Source organism: Pantoea sp. Taur (assembly GCF_009830025.1).
In the GTDB taxonomy this organism is placed as follows: Bacteria; Pseudomonadota; Gammaproteobacteria; order Enterobacterales; family Enterobacteriaceae; genus Pantoea; species Pantoea communis.
The window spans coordinates 19,695-38,975 of record NZ_SZZZ01000003.1 but is presented as its reverse complement, the minus strand read 5'-3'; the positions used below and the strand labels follow the sequence as shown (position 1 = coordinate 38,975).

The window sequence follows — 19,281 nt, the reverse complement described above, 5'->3', positions numbered from 1 at the left end:
TGCGCATCGCTGCGCACCGATTTTTCCGTCATGTTGGGATTGAGAGCGACTTATATTACGGTTAGATCAGCATCGGCAATGTGGCACTGGCCGTTTGCTGACTAGCAGTGGCGTAATGCGCATCATGTGCCATCAGCTCCCCCATTAACGCCTCAACCAGCAACATCGCCCCTACCTTCCCACTCAACGTTCCGGCATTAAGTGGACCTTCCGGTCGCGCCGCCACCAGCAACATATCCGCCAGATTGCCCATCGGGCTGCGCAGCGTATTACTTAGCATCAGCACCTGAGCTTTGCGCTTCTTCGCCACATTGACCACATGCATCAGATCTTTGGTGGAACCGGAAGCAGAGATCGCGATGACCAAATCACCTTCACCCAGGGTCGAAGCATTCATGGCCGCACGATGCATATCACCAAACAGCTGCGCGGATTTGCCCAGCCGTAGTAGACGATAATGCAAATATTCGCCGGTTATCGCGCTGGCAGCCACGCCATAGATTTGGATAGAACGCGCCTGATGCACCGCCGCACCTGCCTGCTGTAAGACCTCGCGATCAATAAATTTTCCGGTATCGCGCAGCGCCTGCACCGACTCTTCCACCAGCGCATCAACCGGATCGCCCGTGGCTGCCAGCGTGGGCTGACTCTGCTGCACATCCAGCGCCAGCGCCATCTTAAATTCGGTGTAGCCTTTGCAACTAAGGTTGCGGCACAAGCGCGTCACGCTGGCTTCGCTGGTGTCCGTCTCTTTCGCCAATTCGGTAATGGTGAGATACAGCACTCTCTGCGGTTCGGTCAGGATGAAGTCGCCCAGCTTTTGCAGCGCAGGACTATAGCCCGGCAAGCCCTGCTTCAGATGCAGCAAAATATTTCCATTGTCCGTCATGACACCTCTCCATTAGCCAATATTGATGGCGCTTAGTGTGCGTAAAGGCCCTGCTTTGTGCCAGCAGAATTCATTATAAGTGAAAGCTATCACACTAATGGTAGTAATTTTCATCCGATGAAGTAGGTTGTGATAATAATTTTTACCACAACAACACTTCGGGGATAAAAATTTATGTCAATGTTCAGTGGAGCCTCTTCAGGAGGCTGGTTTGAAAAAGCGCAACGTTTTGGAAAATCCTTTATGTTGCCAATCGCGGTATTGCCTGCCGCCGGCTTGCTGTTGGGCATTGGCGGCGCGTTATCCAATCCCAACACTGTTAAAGCCTATCCGTTTCTGGATATCGCCTGGCTACAAGGGGTGTTCACCATCATGGCCAGCGCAGGTTCGGTGGTCTTCGCCAACCTCGCAGTGCTGTTTGCGGTGGGCGTGGCGGTAGGTCTCGCGAAAAGCGACAAGGGCACAGCAGGACTGGCATCTTTGCTCGCCTATCTGGTGATGAATGCCACCATCAATGCCCTCTTGACGCTAACCGGCGTGCTGGCCAGCAGTAATCTCAGTGCCGTGGGTCAAGGTATGGCGCTCGGCATTCAAACGCTGGAAACGGGCGTATTCGGTGGTGTGGTGATTGGGCTGGTCACGGCGCTGCTGCACAATCGCTATAACAAAATCGCCCTGCCGCAATTCCTTGGCTTTTTCGGTGGCTCGCGTTTCGTCCCGATTATTAGCTCGTTTGTGGCGATTATCGTTGGCGCGGCAATGACCATCGTCTGGCCGCATTTTCAGAAATTGATATTCGGTATGGGTGGACTGGTCGATGCCACGGGGTATTTCGGCACCTTCATATACGGCTTTGTGTTGCGCATGCTCGGCCCGTTTGGTCTGCATCACATCTTCTATCTGCCTTTCTGGACTACCGCTTTGGGCGGCAGTGAAATGGTCAATGGTCATCTGGTTGAAGGCACTCAGCGCATTTTCTTCGCTCAGTTGGCCGATCCCAATACGCAGCAGTTTTATCTGGGGACGGCGCGCTTTATGTCGGGCCGCTTTATCACCATGATGTTTGGCCTGATCGGGGCTTGTCTGGCGATGTATCATACTGCCAAACCCGAGAACCGCAAACGTGTGGCCGGTTTGTTATTATCCGCCGCCCTCACCTCATTTCTGACTGGGATCACCGAACCGATTGAGTTCTCGTTCCTGTTTGTGGCGCCAGTGTTATATGTGATTCACGCGCTGTTCGATGGCCTGGCCTTTATGATCGCCCACATCCTGCACATCACCATTGGACAGACCTTCTCCGGCGGTTTAATCGATTTCATTCTGTTCGGTGTATTGCAGGGTGAAGCGAAAACCCACTGGATGTATGTGCCCCTGGTCGGCGTGCCATGGTTCCTGCTGTATTACTTTACCTTCCGCCTGCTGATCACTCGATTCAATTTCAAAACGCCAGGCCGTGAAGATGTCAGCATCGATACCTTGCCAGTTGCCGCTGGCGAACGCCCTTTGCAGGTGATTGAAGCGCTGGGCGGTAAAGACAATATTGCCGAACTTGACTGCTGCGCCACGCGTTTACGTATCACACTAAACGACAGTTCTAAACTTAATGAAGCCGCATTGAAGGCCACGGGCGCTCGCGCGGTTATCCAGCGTGGCAACGGCGTACAGGTGATCTATGGCCCGCACGTCACCATTATCAAAAATGAAGTTGAGGAGTTACTCGCGCTATGAAAGCAAACATGCTGGAGCAAATTAAAGGGAAACTGGTGGTGTCTTGTCAGGCACTGGAAAATGAACCCCTGCACAGCGCCTATATCATGTCGCGTATGGCATTAGCCGCGAAGCAAGGTGGCGCGTCGGCAATCCGCGCCAACAGTCTGATCGATGTAGAGCAGATTATGCAAACCGTGGATTTGCCCATTATCGCCATTATCAAACGAGATTATTCAGGCAGTGATGTATATATCACTGCCACGCTCAAAGAGGTCGATGAATTGATGGCGGCGAATCCAGCGATGATCGCGCTGGACGCCACGCAACATCAGAGACCTGGCGAACTGCAGTTGCCGCAGTTGGTGGCGGCGATTCGTCAACGCTATCCGCAGTTATTGCTGATGGCAGATATCGCGACAGTTGATGAGGCGTTGCTGGCGGATGAACTGGGGTTTGACTGCGTGGGGACTACGCTGCATGGCTATACAGCGGAAACGCGTGGAGCGTACCTGGCGGCAAATGATTTCCACTTCCTGCGTGCAGTTCTAGCCGCAGTGAAGGCGCCAGTGATAGCAGAAGGCAATGTGGAAACACCTGAGATGGCGGCGCAGTGTCTAAAACTGGGTGCACATGCGGTGGTGGTCGGCGGCGCGATTACCCGGCCTCAGCAAATAACCCAGCGTTTCGTCAGCGCAATTAGCTGATACGTTTTATCAGGCCTCAAATAGCAAAGCCGCCCGAAGGCGGCCTTAACGCTGAAGCGGAAACTGAACTTATTTGTACAGTTCTGCAGTCATATGCACACGGTTGTTGGTGTTTGCTTCAGTGATTTTATACTGTGCACCCTGCTGTTGTGCGACTGCGGCAACTTTCGCTTCGGCACCGTCAAGAGTTGATGACTCAACGGAGATGCTCTGGGCAAAGCTGGCAGCAGACATCAGTGAAAGAGCGGCAGCAGCGGCGATGGTCAGTGTTTTGATGGTTTTCATGGTCTTATTCCTTTGGGTTGTGTGTGAAGGCTGTGTGCCTTCGATGGAAATAATAATACCCTAGGTTACCATTACCATATTAACTATTAGTGCGATCATGATGATCCAACTAATCATGCACAGCGTTACTGTCACATCGACTGTCATAATGATCAGGATGTTATCCACATTTCAGGTGAAAAGACTGCGCGCTAACCTGTGGATAAATCACCTCCCACCGCCAACCACGCCAGCTGCACTGCCGTGGTTACTTTTCGTACGAGCTTGTGCCTGATTGCTCACTCATCTCCTGTTACGCCTAACGGATCAAATCGTTACCGATTACGGTTAGTGTGGTTTCATACCGAATCCTCTTTCTCAACCACCAGTACCCGCGCGGCCCCCTGCGGATGGGCAACATGCTCGGTTCCCACACTGGCAAAGAAAATATCACCGACATTCAACATCACTTTCTGTACTTCGCCCTGCTCGCGGTAATGCATTTCTACTGCACCATCCAACACCACAAAGACCTCTTCGCCGTCGTTGATGTGCCAGCGATAAGGTTTATCAGTCCAATGCAATCTGACGCTGGTACCGTCGAAATTGGCAATATCGACGGCATCCCAGGCTTTGGCTGGAGTAAAGTTTTTACTGATGATGGTTTTCATGCGCATCCTGAATGATTGAGATTGCGCACTATCTTAACGGTAAGCCATAGATGGATGAGGACATGCATCGACCCTTTTCGGACAGATTAATTCCTCACCACGGCGAACTTACGCAAAGCAACAATATTCATCACGGCCAGTATTGCTGCGGCAATAAAGGTCATCGCCACCTGGCCGGGAATATAAGCCATAAAGGCCGCGAGAAATTGCCCGGCAAAGATTGCCATCGATAAACGCGCCAGTTGTCGTCCACGCTCATGCGGTTGGCTGGTTTCAACCGTCATATGGTTGACCAGAGGCACTGACAGGCCAAATCCCATGCCTAACAGGATGCCGCCCGGCAGGCACAGCAGCATGTCCGGTGCAGCAGCAAACTCCAGGTGCGCCAACATATAACAAACGAACGCCATGATCAGGGTTGGATAAGGACCAAATTGCATTGCCACATGCGGCATCAACGCTGCAGCCAACACGGCCACCAGCGAAACGAATGACAGAAAATACCCGATATGAGCGGCATTAACGCCCAACGCGGCAAAGCGTTGTGGCAGCATGATGATGGCGGTAAAGAAACACATCATGGAGCAGATGGCCGCCAGCAATACCGGACGCAATGCCCGATCGCTGTTGGTTGCGCCTTCATCCCTGGTTTCAGTGGCGATTTGCTGTTGCGGACTTGGAATCAAAATGACCACCAATGCGAGCAGCAACCAGGAGAAAAGATAGAGTGCATAGGGATAGCGCCAACTCAAGGAAGCCAGAATCCCGCCAATAAATAAAAACACCACTCCACCAAGTTCGATAGCCATGCCCTGACGCGCCATCATTTTAAGTCGTGCTTCAGCCTGATAAAAACTGGCAATTAAACTGGTTCCAGCCGACATCACTACGGCGGTAAAACAGCCTAATAGGACACGATCAATGATCTGCAGGGGTGCGCCGGGTAACCAGGCACCCGCCACGCCCAATCCGCCGTAACAGAAAAGACCCACAAGAAGCATGGGGTAAGCGCCATAACGGTCTATCGCTCGTCCGGCAAAAGGCCCTGCCAGTACTACGCCCAATGCTGGCAGCGTTACCAACCAGTTAGCCAGATGTGAAACTCCTAATCGCGCAGCAATCTCACTCAATCCCGGTACGATAACGCAGCCCACCATGATGGTCAGGCAACTCACCGCCAATAACGTCATTGCCGCTGCAGGCTTTAATAAAGTCATGAATACACCTATCCGTATAATGGGTTTATTATCCACATATCGGACATGAGTGTTAGGGTAATCGCGCGTGATGTCAATCGCTAGCGGGTTACGTGGTAGAGTGGCACGTGGGTAAATCGATGATACGGATGAATAATGGTCGCAGATACTGAAGCTAACGGATCACAGGTGATTGCACGTGCCGCCACCCTTTTGCGCGCACTGGAAAATCGCCCCGCTGGATTATCAATGTCCGAACTGGCGAAATCGACTGCGTTACCGCGAACCACGGTTCATCGATTGGTGACCTCTCTGATTGCGCAGCAGTTGCTGATCCAGGACAGCGCGGGAATTAAATTGGGGCCAGCACTGACCAGACTTGCCGCCTCAGCGCACACCGATATTATTGCGCTGGCGCAACCGGCGATGGAGACGCTGGGGCGTCGCACCCGCGAAACGGTGGACTTGTGTGTCTGGCGTGGCAGCCACACGGTACTGGTCAGCCAATATGCTTCGGATCAGGAGCTGCGCGTGGTTTCGCCCATCAGCACCGCCTTTCCTTCCCACTGCGCCGCACATGGCAAAGCCCTATTGGCGGAACAGCCTGAAGAGCTTTTGACGACGTTAATGCCGCAGTTGAATGAGGTGCGCACCCTGCAAACGTTGAAAGATCGTCAGCCTTTGCTGAAAGCGATTGAGTCAATTCGCCAGCAAGGTTATGCGATTGATCGGGAGGAGCATGCGCGCGGCGTTTGTGGCGTCAGTGTTGCTCTGCACACCGGGCCGGGTGAACGCTATGCCCTGGCCTTAGCCGTGCCGGCTATGCGCTTCGATGAGCAGTTTCCCCAACTACTGGCCGCGCTGATGCAGGCGAAGGCAGAAATTGAAACGCTGGTGGCGCGCTAAAAAGATAAAACCCGCCAGGGCGGGTTAGATTTGAGAGTGGTTTACACACCCCAAAACAGCATGTTAATAGCGTCTTTAATTTCAGTTTCGTAGATTGCAAGACTTCCGACTTTATCGCCAAACACGCTTTTTGAAACGCTAACGACATCGTCAGTTTTCAGCCGATAAGCAGTGCCATTGAGTTGAACGATTGGAAGGAGCTCTTTACTCACTTTTTCAGAGAGTAAAGAGGCATCAACAAGCGGGATGGCCATTCTAAATCCCGGTGTATCAAGGATGTTACTCTGAACATCGACAAAAAGTTGGTAATGACTGGTCCGCTTATATTCATAAACATCAAATTGCATGAGTTACCACTTCCTGTTCTCATCAGCGAACGAGCCAAACTTTTGGTTAAAAGCGGCAAGTTCTTCCATGCCCTCACGATTTTCTTCCTTCCAACGTTCCCCTTTAATGCGCTTAGCCTCTTTGGCGTAAGCCGCATCCGCTAATGCAGAAACGTTAACGCCGGAGTCAACCAAATATTTATAGTTGTCTTTCTCAACGGTGATACTGACTTTGCCTCTCATTTAGCCCCCTAAATCGATGTCGTTTAGAGGTATACTATATGGGTATACAATGAGGGTAAATAGTCACCATTGCCAAATCTGTGTCAGGGAAATCTGAATATTACAGATTTAAGGTATATGAGGGGGGCCTGTATGACCTTGGAGATCATCTAAGTAGAACGTATGAGAGGCGGTTAATTAGTTCAGAAACAGCAAAGCCGCCCGAAGGCGGCCTTAACGCTGAAGCGGAAACTGAACTTATTTATACAGCTCTGCAGTCATGTGCACACGGTTGTTGGTGTTTGCTTCAGTGATTTTGTACTGTGCGCCATGCTCTTGTGCCACTGCGGCAACTTTTGCTTCTGCGCCGTCAAGAGTTGAGGACTCAACGGAAATGCTCTGTGCAAAGCTGGCAAATGAAGCCAGAGTAAGGGCTGAAACTGCAACGAAAGTTTTGATAGATTTCATGGTCATTTCCTCAAATTCATTTTCAGATTATGAGGCATTCCGCCTCGATGTGAAAAAGAATAGACCTGTATTGTGATGGTTGAAATCTAATCATTTTGCTTTTATCGTTCTAATTATTTGAATGAGAGTTTTGGGGTGAGTATTTGCCTTACCGCATCAGAAATAACAAAGCCGCCCGAAGGCGACTTGAATTAAGGCCTTGCCGCAGAGCCATCCGGTAAGCGAGCATTAGTCCACTCGGGTAGATCACCTTTAACTGGATACTTAGCTGCACGGGCTTCATCAATATCTACACCTAAACCTGGGCGAACACTGAGGTATGCATAACCACGATCAATCTCCGGGCAGCCCGGGAAGACTTCCTGCAAAGCCTCATTGACCGGCGTATATTCCTGAATACCGAGGTTAGTAATGCTCATATCGATATGCAGATTTGCAGCGACACCAACGGGTGAAATATCCCCAGGCCCATGCCAGGCTGTTCTTACGCCATAGAGCTCAGCAAAAGTCGCCAGCTTTTTGGCAGGCGTAATACCGCCGATGGTACTGACATGGCAACGAATATAATCGATAAGCTGGTTTTGAATCAGAGGTTTCCATTCGTTAATCTGGGTAAATAACTCTCCCATCGCAATCGGTGTACTGCTCTGTGCGCGTAATGTTTTCAGCCAATCAATGTTCTCGGGCGCGACAGGATCTTCGAGGAAAAACAACTGGAACTCTTCCAGCGATTTCGCCATTTGAATCGAGGCAATCGGTGTGATTCGCTCGTGTACGTCATGAATAAACTCCACACCAAAACCAATTTTATTACGCAGATGCTCAAATAAACGCGGTACCGCACGCGCGTAAGCTTCAGGGTCAAAATAGACACCCGGCGTCTGGCTACGCGGTGACACCTTCGGCTGAATATTGCGTGCCTTAGCTAATTTACCTGCGATTAGACGGAGGTCATCGGTGCCAGCACCTCCGTACATGCCCACCTGGCAGCGTACATATTGATAACCCTCTTCCATACGGGCCCGAATATTATCTTCAACTTCAACTTCATCTGCGCCGTCACAGTGGCGATAAAGAGCAATGCCATCACGGCACTTCCCACCCAACAGTTCATACACTGGTAGCCCAGCCACTTTACCTTTTAAATCCCACAAGGCCATATCGACGCCAGAAAGTGCGTTGTTCATGACCGGACCATTTCGCCAGTAGCCACTCACCGCTGCCGATTGCCAAATATCCTCAATGCGCGCGGGATCCTTACCTATTAAGAACGGTTTCATATAGTTGTCGATAGCAGAGGCGACGGCATGAATACGTTGTGTAAACGTTGCACAGCCTAAACCGTATAACCCAGGTTCACTGGTTTCAATTTTGACCACCACCAGATCAATACCGCCCGGTGCAGTGAGAATGGTTTTTACGTTGGTAATCTTAAGTTGGCTCATGCTAATCCTCATTAATCTTGTATGATGTCCTACATGTTAGAAGTATAAAAAAAGCCGCAATGGGCTTTTCCTATGTTCAGTTATGGCGTACATCTTCGATAGCGTGCACGTTATGGGTCATCGCACTGTTCAGCGTCTCTGTTGCCAAATCTGCATCACGATTTTTCAGCGCCATAAATACCTTAATGTGGGCTTCAACGCTCTCAAGCGTAATGCCCAGCACACGATTTAACTCTTCGAGATAATGCACATAGATGCCCTTGAGCGACTCCATGACATGAATGAATATTTTGTTGTGTGAAGCTTTCACGATGGCCAGATGAAAATCGTAATCTGCCAGAGAGTATTTCTTGTAATCATCCCGATTGACCAGCATGCGGTTGAGCGCGCTCTCCAGTGCCTGAATATCTTCTTCAGTCGCGTTCTCAACGGCCAACTCCATGCAACGAAACTCAACGGTTTGGCGGAACACGCGCATATCCTCAAACTCTTCCTGAGACAGATGCAAAATCGGCTGTTTGTCGCTGAAGGCCCCATAGCGCGCGACATCCCGGGTAACATAAGTCCCCTTGCCCTGATGCGTGATGACGATACCTAAATCACGTAACTTTTGCACAGCACTGCGCACGCTGACTCGGCTAACCTGGAAGGTGGCCGTGAGTTCTGCTTCAGAAGGCAACTTACAGCCCGGCTCCCAGATGCCATCCTGAATGTTCTGCTTCATCTGTTCGTAGATCACGTCCACGATATTGTGTTTTTGAATACTTGCCAGCGCCACGTTGCTCACTCACTTGTCCTACATGTTGGTCTTTTTAACTTTTTCACTCTCCTGGCACAAGGCGTTTTTTCTTTTATCACTCTTAACCCTTTTGACTAGAATTATAAAAACACATCAATTTCATACAGTTGATGTGTTATTTACTATTTCCAGCTCCTGCTAACTGATCCCATTTTTGTGAAACAGTCTGCAATTTATTGATCAGGTTATTGCTGCTACTTACAACCTCACGTACAACTTTCACACCAACTTGTTAGTCATGTTACATGAGGAATTATCATGCACTCCCTTTTCGATTTAACGGGAAAAACGGCCTTGATTACCGGTTCAACGCGTGGGCTCGGTTTTTCCTATGCCACGGGATTAGCGCAAGCTGGCGCTTCTGTCATCCTCAACGGCACTCGCGAACAGCACATGCATCACGCGTTAGCACAGTTAAAAGCCCAGGAATTTAATGCGCGGGGCTTTCTCTTTAACGTTGCAAATGAGGATGAGATAGAACGCGTTTTCACGCAGCTAGATGAAGAAAATATCCACGTCGATATCGTCATCAATAATGCGGGCATTCAGTTCCGTAAACCTATGCTGGAGCTGGCGTTAAGTGACTGGCAGCGTGTAATAGATGTGAATCTCACCAGTGCCTTCCTGGTGGCTCGTGCCGCAGCGCGGCGTATGGTGGCGCGCAACAGCGGTGGCAAAATTATCAACATCGGCTCACTCACGAGTGAAGCCGCTCGCGCCACCGTTGCCCCTTATACCGCAGCAAAAGGCGGTATCAAATTACTGACGAAATCGATGGCAGCTGAATGGGCAGTCCATAACATCCAATCGAATGGCATTGGGCCAGGTTATATCCTCACCGACATGAACAGTGCGCTGGTAGAAAATCTGGAATTTAATCAATGGGTTTGCAATAGCACACCCTCAGGGCGCTGGGGTAAACCTGATGAGTTGATTGGCACAGCGGTGTACCTGGCCTCCTCTGCCTCTAACTACGTCAATGGACAAATGATTTATGTCGACGGCGGTTGGCTCGCCACGCTTTAGACCAACGTCATTTAAAAATGCATTTCCAGACTCACTGTACCCTCCCCTTAAAACGATAAGAGGTCAGAACATGAATCAGACCATTTCAGGGACACTATCTAATAAACGTTGGGGGCGGCTCATTCCCATCGCCTTCATCACCTACAGCCTGGCTTATTTGGATCGAGCAAACTACGGTTTCGGCGCTGCAGCTGGACTCGCAGAAGACCTCAACATCACACCGGCAATATCGTCGCTGCTGGGCGCACTATTCTTCCTGGGTTATTTCTGTTTTCAAGTGCCAGGCGGTATCTATGCAGAGAAACACTCAGCCAAGCGATTGATTTTCTGGAGTCTCATCCTTTGGGGGGCGCTGGCTGCTGCAACAGGAATGGTGCATAACGTTGCACTTTTAGCGGCCGTACGTTTTCTTCTGGGTGTCGCCGAAAGCGTTGTCATGCCCGCAATGCTGATATTTCTCAGTCATTGGTTCACACGGGAAGAGCGTTCCAGAGCAAATACCTTCTTGTTTCTAGGTAATCCCATCACAGTTTTGTGGATGTCGATCCTTTCAGGATACTTAATCAATTCCTTTGGTTGGCGTGGGATGTTCATTATCGAAGGTGCGCCAGCCATCATTTGGGCGGTCATCTGGTGGGTGATATACGCCGATCGACCAAAAGACGCCAAATGGTTAAGCGATACGGAAAAACGTGCCATCGAGAATGCGCTGGCTGAAGAACAACAAGCCATAAAACCCGTTAAAAACTATCGCGAAGCATTTCGTTCACCCAAAGTGCTTGCCCTTGCTTTCATCCATTTCTTTTGGAACATAGGCATGTACGGCTTCATTATGTGGCTGCCCTCGATGCTCAAAACGGCATCTGGATTAGGCATCGTGGCAACCGGTTGGCTATCTGCAGCCCCCTATCTGCTGGCCGTTCCACTGATGTTAACCGCGTCCTGGTACTCTGATAAATTTCAGCAGCGCAAAGCTATCGTTTTGGCTTTCCTCGGGCTGGGGGCCGTTTGTTTTATTGCATCCTTCACCCTCGGCGCATCTCATTTCTGGATTTCCTGGTCACTTCTGGTCATTGCGGGAGGAGCAATGTATACGCCGTATGGTCCATTCTTCGCCGCCATACCTGAAATGATCCCGCGCAACGTTGTAGCCGGTGCAATGTCATTTGTCGTTTGTTTTGGCGCATTAGGGTCATTCGTCGGCGCCTGGATTGTGGGTTACTTAAATGGTTTGACCGGAAATCCGGCTGCTTCATATGTTTTCATGGGCGCGTCCCTCGTGGTTGCTGTGCTTTTAACTGCACTGACCCGATTTAGTAACGCATCGAACACGTTAACCCACGCCACCACTTCGCACTGAGAAAGGTTAATCCATGACAGCTAAACCCACCCGTACCCGATTCTCCGTGCTGGCGATGTTGTTTGTTGTGACAGCCATTAACTATATGGACCGTGCCAACCTTTCCGTTGCGGGTTCTCACATTCAGGGAGACCTGGCGCTCTCACCCACGCAACTCGGATTGCTGTTCTCCATGTTTACCTGGTTCTACGCCATGAGCCAAATACCGGTGGGATATCTGCTGGATCGTATCGGCTCCCGCTGGCTGTATGGCAGCGCAATTGTATTGTGGAGTGTGTTCACCCTGCTAATGGGGTTTGCTTCACACCATCTTTTCGCCACCGCCACCGCTTCCTTTATGATGCTGCTGGCTTGCCGCGCTTTGGTGGGGATCGCTGAAGCGCCCTCTTTTCCTTCGAACACCAAGATCATTGCGACATGGTTCCCCGATCATGAACGTGCCCGTGCAACAGCGACCTACTCCAGTGCGCAATACATTGGCCTCGCGCTGCTCACCCCACTGCTTTCCCTGATCGTGAGCAAATGGGGCTGGGAGATGTCGTTTTACATTTCTGGCGCGGTCGGCATTGTATTTGGTTTTTACTGGCTGATTCGCTATCGCGATCCGCAACACAGCACGCAGGTAAATAAAGGTGAACTGGATATTATTCGCCAGGGTGGCGGCTATGGTTCTGAAGTAAAAGGGGCAAATACCCGGGTGAACTGGCCTGAAGTGCGCTTCATCTTGCGTCAACGCACCACCTGGGGGCTGTTTATTGCCCAGTTCGCAGCGTCGTCCACGCTCTACTTTTTCCTGACCTGGTTTATTGTCTATCTGGAGAAAGGATTGCACCTGTCGATCGACAAAGCAGGGATTGGCGCCATGTTCCCTTACCTCATGGCCATGGCTGGTGTGTTGTGCGGCGGTACATTAAGTGATCTGCTGCTGAAGCGCGGCCGCAGCCGTACCTTTGCGCGTAAACTTCCTGTGATGACAGGAATGTTGCTGACCTGTTCTATTGCACTGGTGAATTTCTTCCAGGACCAACCCGTGATAGCGATTGGTATCCTGTCTATCGCCTTTTTCGCCAATGCTTTCTCCAATCTCGGTTGGGTGGTATGCAGTGATGTGATTCCTCGTCACCTGATTGGCACCATTGGTGGATTTCTCAATATCTTCGGTAACTTGTCCGGTATCGCCAGCCCCATCATCATCGGCATTATTTTGCAACGCACGCAAAACTTTCAATACGCGATGTGGTACATCGCGGCTGTCGCTCTGGCAGGTTTCCTCGCCTATCTGTTCCTGGTGGGAAAAATCGAAGTCATGGTTCCTCCAGAAGAACAACCGACCCCGCGTGACAAAGAGAAATATAAGACACCTTCAAATGCTTAGGAGTAATCATGCAGCATAAAACGGTTAAAGCCGTCATGGTGGCGGGAGCCCATGATGTACGGTGTGAGAATCAAGATATTGCCTGGAACAGCGATCAAGTGCTGGTGAAAGTGGAGCGCGGGGGAATCTGTGGTTCCGATATCCATTATTTCTTGCATGGTCGGGCAGGTATGTCGGTATTGAAGTCGCCGATGGTGTTAGGGCATGAATTTGTTGGCATCGTTGAGCAAGCACCACAGGCAAGCAGCCTGCATGCAGGGCAACGAGTGGCCATCAACCCATCGCAACCCTGCCAGCAGTGCGATATCTGCCGCTCAGGTAAACAAAATCTCTGCCGCTCCATGCGATTCATGGGAAGCGCACAGTTTTACCCTCATGTTAACGGTGGATTCGCCCAGCATGTGGTGGTCGCGCCAGAGCAGTGTATCCCTTATGAAGATAATGTAGAGGCAAAGGTGATTGCCTTCGCCGAACCGCTAGCTGTGTGTATTCACGCCATCAAACAGGCTGGGGATTTAACGGGCAAACGCGTTTTGGTGACTGGCGCAGGACCGATTGGATGTCTGGTGATTGCAGCGGCTTTAGCTTCAGGAGCGACAGAAGTGGTGGCGACCGATCTCAGCGAACGTTGCCGCACGTTGGCATTAGAAATGGGAGCGGCCTCGGTCTGGGACCCGCGAGATGAAGAAGTCGTTGCCGGATGGCGTGAACAAGGTGGCCGCTTCGATGTGTGTTTTGAGGCCTCCGGCGCTGCCGCTGCCGTCGCCTCAGTCGTTGCCTATACCCGACCCGGCGGGATTATCGTGCAACTTGGTATGGGTCAGGCTGAAATCACCTATCCCATCGGTCCTCTCTTGGTTAAAGAGGTTCAATTACGCGGCTCGTTTAGGTTCGTCGATGAGTTTTCCACTGCCGTACGTTGGCTGGGGACGGGGAAAATTGATCCTCTGCCGTTACTGTCCGCTGAAATGCCGATGGACCAGGCGGTTGCCGCACTCGAGTTGGCGGCTGACAAAGAAAGGGCCGCAAAAGTGCAGTTAGTTTTCTAGGTTTCAGATACAGCAAAGCCGCCCGAAGGCGGCCTTAACGCTGAAGCGGAAACTAAACTTATTTGTACAGCTCTGCAGTCATGTGCACACGGTTGTTGGTGTTTGCTTCAGTGATTTTATACTGTGCGCCCTGCTCTTGTGCCACTGCGGCAACTTTTGCTTCTGCACCGTCAAGAGTTGAAGACTCTACGGAAATGCTTTGTGCAAAGCTGGCGGCAGACATCAGTGAAAGAGCGGCAGCAGCGGCGATGGTCAGTGTTTTAATGGTTTTCATGGTCATATTCCTTTGGGTTATTGATGAAGGCTGTGTGCCTTCGATGAAACAATGATAACCTTAGTTATCGTTTCTATATTAACTATTAGTGCGATAATGATGATCTAGCTAATTATTGTTCGCAAGCAAGGTGCGCACGGTCGAGATAAACTGCGGCCACTGATGGAAACGCATCACCGGCATGTGTGCATGACGCTGCGTGCGCAGCGCTTCAACAAATGCACTGGCTTGCTGATCAATCTGGTCATGATTCTGTTTCATGATGCGGTCTCCACTGCATTACGCCTCTCAACGAAAAAGGCCGCCCCGTAAGGCGGCCTGCTCCGGCACTTCCCTGTGCAACCATCCGATAATTATTTGTACAGCTCAGCGGTCATGTGCACGACATTGCCGTCGCTGGCTTCAATGATTTTGTATTGTGCGTTCTGCTGATGTGCCTGAGCAGCGATTTTCGCTTCCGCACCGTCCAGAGTCAGTGAAGTGGCAGATACTGTTTGAGCAAAGCTGGCAGCAGACATCAGTGAAAGAGCGGCAACAGCGGCGATTGACATTGCTTTGATAGTTTTCATGGTCATATTCCTTGGTTTGTTTGATGAGAAGGCTGTGTGCCTTCGATGGAAACAACAATAACTATGTAAACTATATCGATCTTAACTATTAGTGCGAAAACTATGATCGCACTAATAGTTAACTGAGCTAGGCCAACTCCAGCGATCTTATCACCTGGAGTACTTCCCGTTGATGCTCACTGGATAAAGCACGTAGCGGGCGCGGCAAGTTGTTTTCTTCCGCCAGCCCGAGCAGTGCCGCTGCGGCCGCTATCACGCGAATACTGCCGCCATGCTGACGGAACAGCGTCCAAAGCGGCTCCAGTCGCTGGGATTGCTCAACGACAGCAGCGAAATCGCCCGCCTGAGCGGCTCGTGTCAGCGCTAATGCTGTGTTGGGAAATAAGCCGCCACATACGGAATACCAGACATCGCATCCCGCCATTAAACCGTTGCCGGCCGATGCATCACCACTGACACCAATGCTTATCTCTGCGGGGAGTTGCGCACGTAATGCGCTCACCCGCTGGGCTGCGGAATGCATGTCGGCAGGCACACCCGGTATTTTGATGGAAGCGATATTGGGAAGCGCGGCTATCCGTGCATAAAGATCATTTGAGAACTCGGTGTGGGTCGTGCCGGGATTATCATAAACGCAGATGGGCAGCGAAACATTCCGCGCCACCTCGGCATAGAAGCCAAACACTTCCTCTTCAGTAAGCTTTTGGTAGGAAACAGCAGGTAATAATAAAGCGCTTACGCCTGCATGCTGCGCATCTTCCGCCAGTCGCAGCACCTCATCTGTGCTGGTTGCGCCAATGCTAACCATCACCGGAATGCCATCCGCATGCTGTACGGCCAGCGTCGCCACGCGCTTGCGCTGCTCGCGGGTGAAATAGGCGTAGCTACCGGTTGAACCCAGCACGCCCAGTGAATCGACTTTTGCCGTTGTTAGACGCGCGAGAAGCGAGAGAAAGGATTTTTCATCAATGCCTGTCGCATTGACCGGGGTCAGCGGAAAGGCACTAAGACCTGAAAACATAGCCAGCTCCTGTTAGATAACGTAAAAGCGCATCTTAACAACAGCTGACTATTTGTCATAGGACAAAGCCGTTAGCGTTTGTTCTTTCTTCTGAAACCTAACCAAAACAGCCCCAGCACCACGATGAACCCGGCAGCGGCCATGCCGATGCGCGACACCAGCATCAGCGGCGAAGCATCACCACCAGCACGCAGTGATTTCACTCGCTCCTCGCTGATCTGCACCTTGCTGTGCCCGATATCTTGCATCACATAGTTAGTCAGCGCAGCGATTTGGTGGTCGTTGAGTTGACCGGCAAAGCCAATCATCCCTTGCCCTTTTTCAGGCCAAACGCCTTGCAGTACTGCCATCGCCACATTGTCCGCATTGGGCTTATTCAGCACCGGATGATTTTGTAATGCCGGCAGTCCATTCAGCCCCTCGCCTGTCAGGTTATGGCAGGATGCACAGTTATTGCGATAAATCTGTGCGCCTTCGCTTAATACCGCCTGCGGCGTATCGTCACCTCTTACCAGCGTCCAGCGATTGGCCTGCGCAGGTTCAGCAGTGGCGCTATCCTGTGGTAACAAATAAGTCGCAATAGCCTGGCGATCTTCTGCTGTCATACGTGAGAAGCTCTTATCGATCGCTTCCAGCATCGGACCGCCCGCCGTTGCGCCGTTGCTGACGTGGCCAGTTGCAAGATACTGCGCCAACATTTCACGTGTCCAATGCGGTTTGCCCTGCAAGGCTGCCGCCGTGATATCAGGTGCAAACCAGGTACCGAGTGACGCACCCTGCAAGTTTTTGTCCTGCTGTTCCGCCATCAGGAAATTACGCGGCGTGTGGCAGGTGCTGCAGTGGGTTAAACCCTGCACCAGATAGGCGCCGCGATTCCATTCTTCTGACTGCTTCTCGTCCGGCTGGAAGGGCTTGCTGTCCATGAACAACAGATTCCAGGCTGCCATGCTGAAACGCAGATTGAAGGGGAACGGCAATGCCGTTTTCTCAGGCTGAATATCTACCGGCTGCACACCCTGCATAAAGTAGGCATACAATGCAGCGACATCCTCATCGGTGAGCTTCGCGTAAGCGGTATACGGCATCGCCGGATAAAGTTGACTGCCATCACCGCGAACCCCTTTACGCAACGCATCGGCAAACTGCTGCTCGCTGTATTGGCCGATCCCTGCCGTTTTAGAGGGGGTGATATTGGTACTGAAGATCGTGCCCAACGGGCTCGCAATCGCGTGGCCGCCACTGAAAGGGGCTTTACCCTCTTCGGTGTGACACGCGCCGCAGTCACCGGCAATCGCCAGATACTCCCCGCGCTTAATCAGTTGCTCATCCGCTGCATGCGCTTGTGAAACAGCCAACGCCAACGTGCCTACTGCAAGCAGGGCTTTCCAGTGCTTAGCCATGTTGCGTCTCCTGCAGGATTTTGTCGGCGGTACGAAGAGCCAGCGCCATTGCCGTGAGCGTGACGTTACAGGTGCCCACCGTTGGCATCACACCCGTGCCAACCATAAACAGATTATGATGATCATGTGCACGCCCCCACGCATCGGTCACACTGGTCGCCGGGTCGAGGCCCATAGAGAGCGTGCCGGTGATGTGCTGACGATTAGAGAACTTACCGGTTTTGCTGTGCTTAATGTTGGTTGCGCCGAGTTTGGCTGCAATCGCGTCATAGCATTCACGGGTTTTCGCGGTACCTTTGATGACGTAGTCGTTCACGTCCCAATACAGCGATGGCGTGGGTAAACCCAGCTCGTCCTTGTTGCTGCTCAAGGTCACGCGGTTGTTCGGATCGGGTAACTGCTCAAGCGCATTTTTGATGCTAAGGCGTCGCGCGGCGTGGAAGCGAATCGCTTCCTGCAACTTCTTGCCAAACAGTCCTTCCGCCAGCGCTTCTTTAGTCACTGAGGCAACCTGTGAAGCGTTAGAGATATCGATACGGAACGGTGAATGTTCGCTGCGGAAATCGCCGTCGCGGAACTGACCAATCGAACAAGGACTCACCGGGCCACGTCCTGGCCAAATCTCTTCATCGACGTCAAACGTCACGCCTATCGCCGGGTGATCGCACAGGTTGCGACCCACATTATCGTGCGCGTTGGCGATACCGTTCGGGAATTTATCGCTGACAGACATCAGCAGCAGTTTTGGGGTTTCAATCGCGTTGGCGGCCAGTACAAAGGTATCAGCCGTGACACGATGGCTGACTTTGTTCCAGTCATAGTAATTGGCTGCCACGATATTGCCCTTGGCATCGTGCTCCAGCTGATACACCACCGCTTCGGTGATCACTTTCACGCCGCTGTTTTCAGCCTGCTGTGCGGCAATCCCGCCGTGATACTGGGCGTCGATTGGGCAAAGCGGCATGCAGTTGTTATTGCCGCAGCAGGCCGGACGGCCATCGTAACTGTGGCTGTTGCGACCCGTGCTGTCATCGAGCACGGTGAAGTCGGGTGCCAGGCGTGCGGTCACGCGTTGCTGCAACCAGGACGCCGGCACGCGCTCCATCGGATAAGGTTTGCTGCGCGGCGAACCATTGTCCGGCGATCCGCCGACACCCGCGATCACTTCCGCCTGATAGTAGTACTCTTCCAGGTCGTCATAGCCAATTGGCCAATCTTTGCCGACGCCATACTGGCTGTGCTGACGGAAGTCGTTGGGAACAAAGCGCCACAACTGCGCCGCCCAGTGCCAGCTGGTGCCACCAAACATGCGAATGTACTGCGCAGCAAACGGATGCGGCCCGGCCTGATGCAGGTAATCATTCGGTTCCGGTGTATAGCGCGGATGCGGTGCCTTGGGCGAGAACGGATACGGCGACATAAAGTCAGATTTGAACGCCGATGCACGGAAACGCTCAACCAGCTGATCGCGTGCTACTTTCGGGCCGGACTCCAGTAACAGTACTGATTTACCTGCTTTTGCCAGACGGGTCGCCAGCAGCGAGCCGTTAACGCCCGCGCCGATAACAACCACATCGGCGGAATTATTGTTTTTCATAACGACA

General features: G+C 51.7%; 22 protein-coding genes. 7 read left to right on the top strand and 15 right to left on the bottom strand.

The genetic code is table 11. From position 1 onward, the window contains the following. Positions 1 to 61: 61 nt before the first annotated feature. Positions 62 to 889 (bottom strand): MurR/RpiR family transcriptional regulator, encoded by an 828-nt coding sequence (locus tag FD744_RS04730; protein WP_160867490.1) that lies wholly within the window; start codon positions 887 to 889, stop codon positions 62 to 64. Positions 890 to 1,063: 174 nt separating this feature from the next. Between FD744_RS04730 and FD744_RS04725 the strand changes: the two genes are divergently transcribed. After that, positions 1,064 to 2,620, top strand: coding sequence for a maltose/glucose-specific PTS transporter subunit IIC (locus tag FD744_RS04725; protein ID WP_160867489.1), 1,557 nt, complete (start codon positions 1,064 to 1,066; stop codon positions 2,618 to 2,620). Beyond that, positions 2,617 to 3,306 (top strand): N-acetylmannosamine-6-phosphate 2-epimerase, encoded by a 690-nt coding sequence (locus tag FD744_RS04720; protein ID WP_160867488.1) that lies wholly within the window; start codon positions 2,617 to 2,619, stop codon positions 3,304 to 3,306. Before FD744_RS04725 ends, FD744_RS04720 begins: the two co-directional genes overlap by 4 nt. A gap of 69 nt (positions 3,307 to 3,375) precedes the next feature. On the opposite strand, the gene FD744_RS04715 is transcribed toward FD744_RS04720, so the two are convergent. The 3 genes from FD744_RS04715 to FD744_RS04705 form a co-directional block, all read right to left on the bottom strand. After that, positions 3,376 to 3,591, bottom strand: coding sequence for a YdgH/BhsA/McbA-like domain containing protein (locus FD744_RS04715; protein ID WP_034829885.1), 216 nt, complete (start codon positions 3,589 to 3,591; stop codon positions 3,376 to 3,378). Positions 3,592 to 3,929: 338 nt separating this feature from the next. Further along, positions 3,930 to 4,241: a cupin gene (locus tag FD744_RS04710; RefSeq protein WP_097119056.1), complete on the bottom strand. Its 312-nt coding sequence runs from the start codon at positions 4,239 to 4,241 to the stop codon at positions 3,930 to 3,932. Positions 4,242 to 4,327: 86 nt separating this feature from the next. Beyond that, a complete protein-coding gene (locus FD744_RS04705; protein ID WP_160867487.1) occupies positions 4,328 to 5,458 on the bottom strand; it encodes an MFS transporter in 1,131 nt (376 codons plus the stop codon). Between the two features lie 135 nt (positions 5,459 to 5,593). Between FD744_RS04705 and FD744_RS04700 the strand changes: the two genes are divergently transcribed. Then, the gene (locus FD744_RS04700; protein WP_034829888.1) at positions 5,594 to 6,343 is read left to right on the top strand and encodes an IclR family transcriptional regulator; all 750 of its coding nucleotides are present in this window, start codon (positions 5,594 to 5,596) and stop codon (positions 6,341 to 6,343) included. A gap of 41 nt (positions 6,344 to 6,384) precedes the next feature. On the opposite strand, the gene FD744_RS04695 is transcribed toward FD744_RS04700, so the two are convergent. From FD744_RS04695 to FD744_RS04675, 5 genes are all read right to left on the bottom strand, one after another. Then, complete coding sequence (locus FD744_RS04695; RefSeq protein ID WP_160867486.1) at positions 6,385 to 6,690, bottom strand: CcdB family protein; 306 nt, start codon at positions 6,688 to 6,690, stop codon at positions 6,385 to 6,387. 3 nt (positions 6,691 to 6,693) lie between these two features. Then, positions 6,694 to 6,912, bottom strand: a complete 219-nt coding sequence (locus FD744_RS04690; protein WP_034829890.1) for a type II toxin-antitoxin system CcdA family antitoxin — start codon at positions 6,910 to 6,912, stop codon at positions 6,694 to 6,696. A gap of 237 nt (positions 6,913 to 7,149) precedes the next feature. Then, positions 7,150 to 7,359 (bottom strand): YdgH/BhsA/McbA-like domain containing protein, encoded by a 210-nt coding sequence (locus FD744_RS04685; protein ID WP_160867485.1) that lies wholly within the window; start codon positions 7,357 to 7,359, stop codon positions 7,150 to 7,152. 191 nt (positions 7,360 to 7,550) lie between these two features. Continuing rightward, entirely contained in the window at positions 7,551 to 8,804 is a 1,254-nt protein-coding gene (locus FD744_RS04680; protein ID WP_160867484.1) for an enolase C-terminal domain-like protein, read from the bottom strand. 76 nt (positions 8,805 to 8,880) lie between these two features. After that, positions 8,881 to 9,582 (bottom strand): FadR/GntR family transcriptional regulator, encoded by a 702-nt coding sequence (locus tag FD744_RS04675; RefSeq protein ID WP_160867791.1) that lies wholly within the window; start codon positions 9,580 to 9,582, stop codon positions 8,881 to 8,883. Between the two features lie 279 nt (positions 9,583 to 9,861). Here FD744_RS04675 and FD744_RS04670 point away from each other — a divergent pair, with 279 nt between their 5' ends. The 4 genes from FD744_RS04670 (at position 9,862) to idnD (ending at position 14,413) form a co-directional block, all read left to right on the top strand. Next, on the top strand, positions 9,862 to 10,629 hold the full coding sequence (locus FD744_RS04670) for an SDR family oxidoreductase (RefSeq protein ID WP_160867483.1): 768 nt from the start codon (positions 9,862 to 9,864) through the stop codon (positions 10,627 to 10,629). A 70-nt stretch (positions 10,630 to 10,699) separates the two neighbouring features. Beyond that, positions 10,700 to 11,989, top strand: coding sequence for an MFS transporter (locus FD744_RS04665; RefSeq protein WP_160867482.1), 1,290 nt, complete (start codon positions 10,700 to 10,702; stop codon positions 11,987 to 11,989). A gap of 13 nt (positions 11,990 to 12,002) precedes the next feature. Further along, positions 12,003 to 13,364, top strand: coding sequence for an MFS transporter (locus FD744_RS04660; RefSeq protein WP_097119049.1), 1,362 nt, complete (start codon positions 12,003 to 12,005; stop codon positions 13,362 to 13,364). 8 nt (positions 13,365 to 13,372) lie between these two features. Beyond that, positions 13,373 to 14,413, top strand: a complete 1,041-nt coding sequence (gene idnD / locus FD744_RS04655) for an L-idonate 5-dehydrogenase (RefSeq protein WP_160867481.1) — start codon at positions 13,373 to 13,375, stop codon at positions 14,411 to 14,413. A 58-nt stretch (positions 14,414 to 14,471) separates the two neighbouring features. Here the strand turns inward: idnD and FD744_RS04650 are convergent, their stop codons facing one another. From FD744_RS04650 to FD744_RS04630, 6 genes are all read right to left on the bottom strand, one after another. Further along, entirely contained in the window at positions 14,472 to 14,687 is a 216-nt protein-coding gene (locus FD744_RS04650) for a YdgH/BhsA/McbA-like domain containing protein (RefSeq protein WP_034829897.1), read from the bottom strand. 108 nt (positions 14,688 to 14,795) lie between these two features. Continuing rightward, positions 14,796 to 14,948 carry a hypothetical protein gene (locus tag FD744_RS25315; protein ID WP_176505793.1) on the bottom strand — a complete coding sequence of 51 codons (153 nt, stop codon included), beginning with the start codon at positions 14,946 to 14,948 and terminating at the stop codon, positions 14,796 to 14,798. A gap of 92 nt (positions 14,949 to 15,040) precedes the next feature. Further along, complete coding sequence (locus FD744_RS04645; RefSeq protein WP_160867480.1) at positions 15,041 to 15,256, bottom strand: YdgH/BhsA/McbA-like domain containing protein; 216 nt, start codon at positions 15,254 to 15,256, stop codon at positions 15,041 to 15,043. 127 nt (positions 15,257 to 15,383) lie between these two features. Then, complete coding sequence (locus FD744_RS04640; RefSeq protein WP_160867479.1) at positions 15,384 to 16,277, bottom strand: dihydrodipicolinate synthase family protein; 894 nt, start codon at positions 16,275 to 16,277, stop codon at positions 15,384 to 15,386. A 71-nt stretch (positions 16,278 to 16,348) separates the two neighbouring features. Then, on the bottom strand, positions 16,349 to 17,677 hold the full coding sequence (locus FD744_RS04635; protein ID WP_160867478.1) for a cytochrome c: 1,329 nt from the start codon (positions 17,675 to 17,677) through the stop codon (positions 16,349 to 16,351). Next, positions 17,670 to 19,274, bottom strand: a complete 1,605-nt coding sequence (locus FD744_RS04630; protein ID WP_160867477.1) for a GMC family oxidoreductase — start codon at positions 19,272 to 19,274, stop codon at positions 17,670 to 17,672. Before FD744_RS04630 ends, FD744_RS04635 begins: the two co-directional genes overlap by 8 nt. Positions 19,275 to 19,281 lie beyond the last annotated feature (7 nt).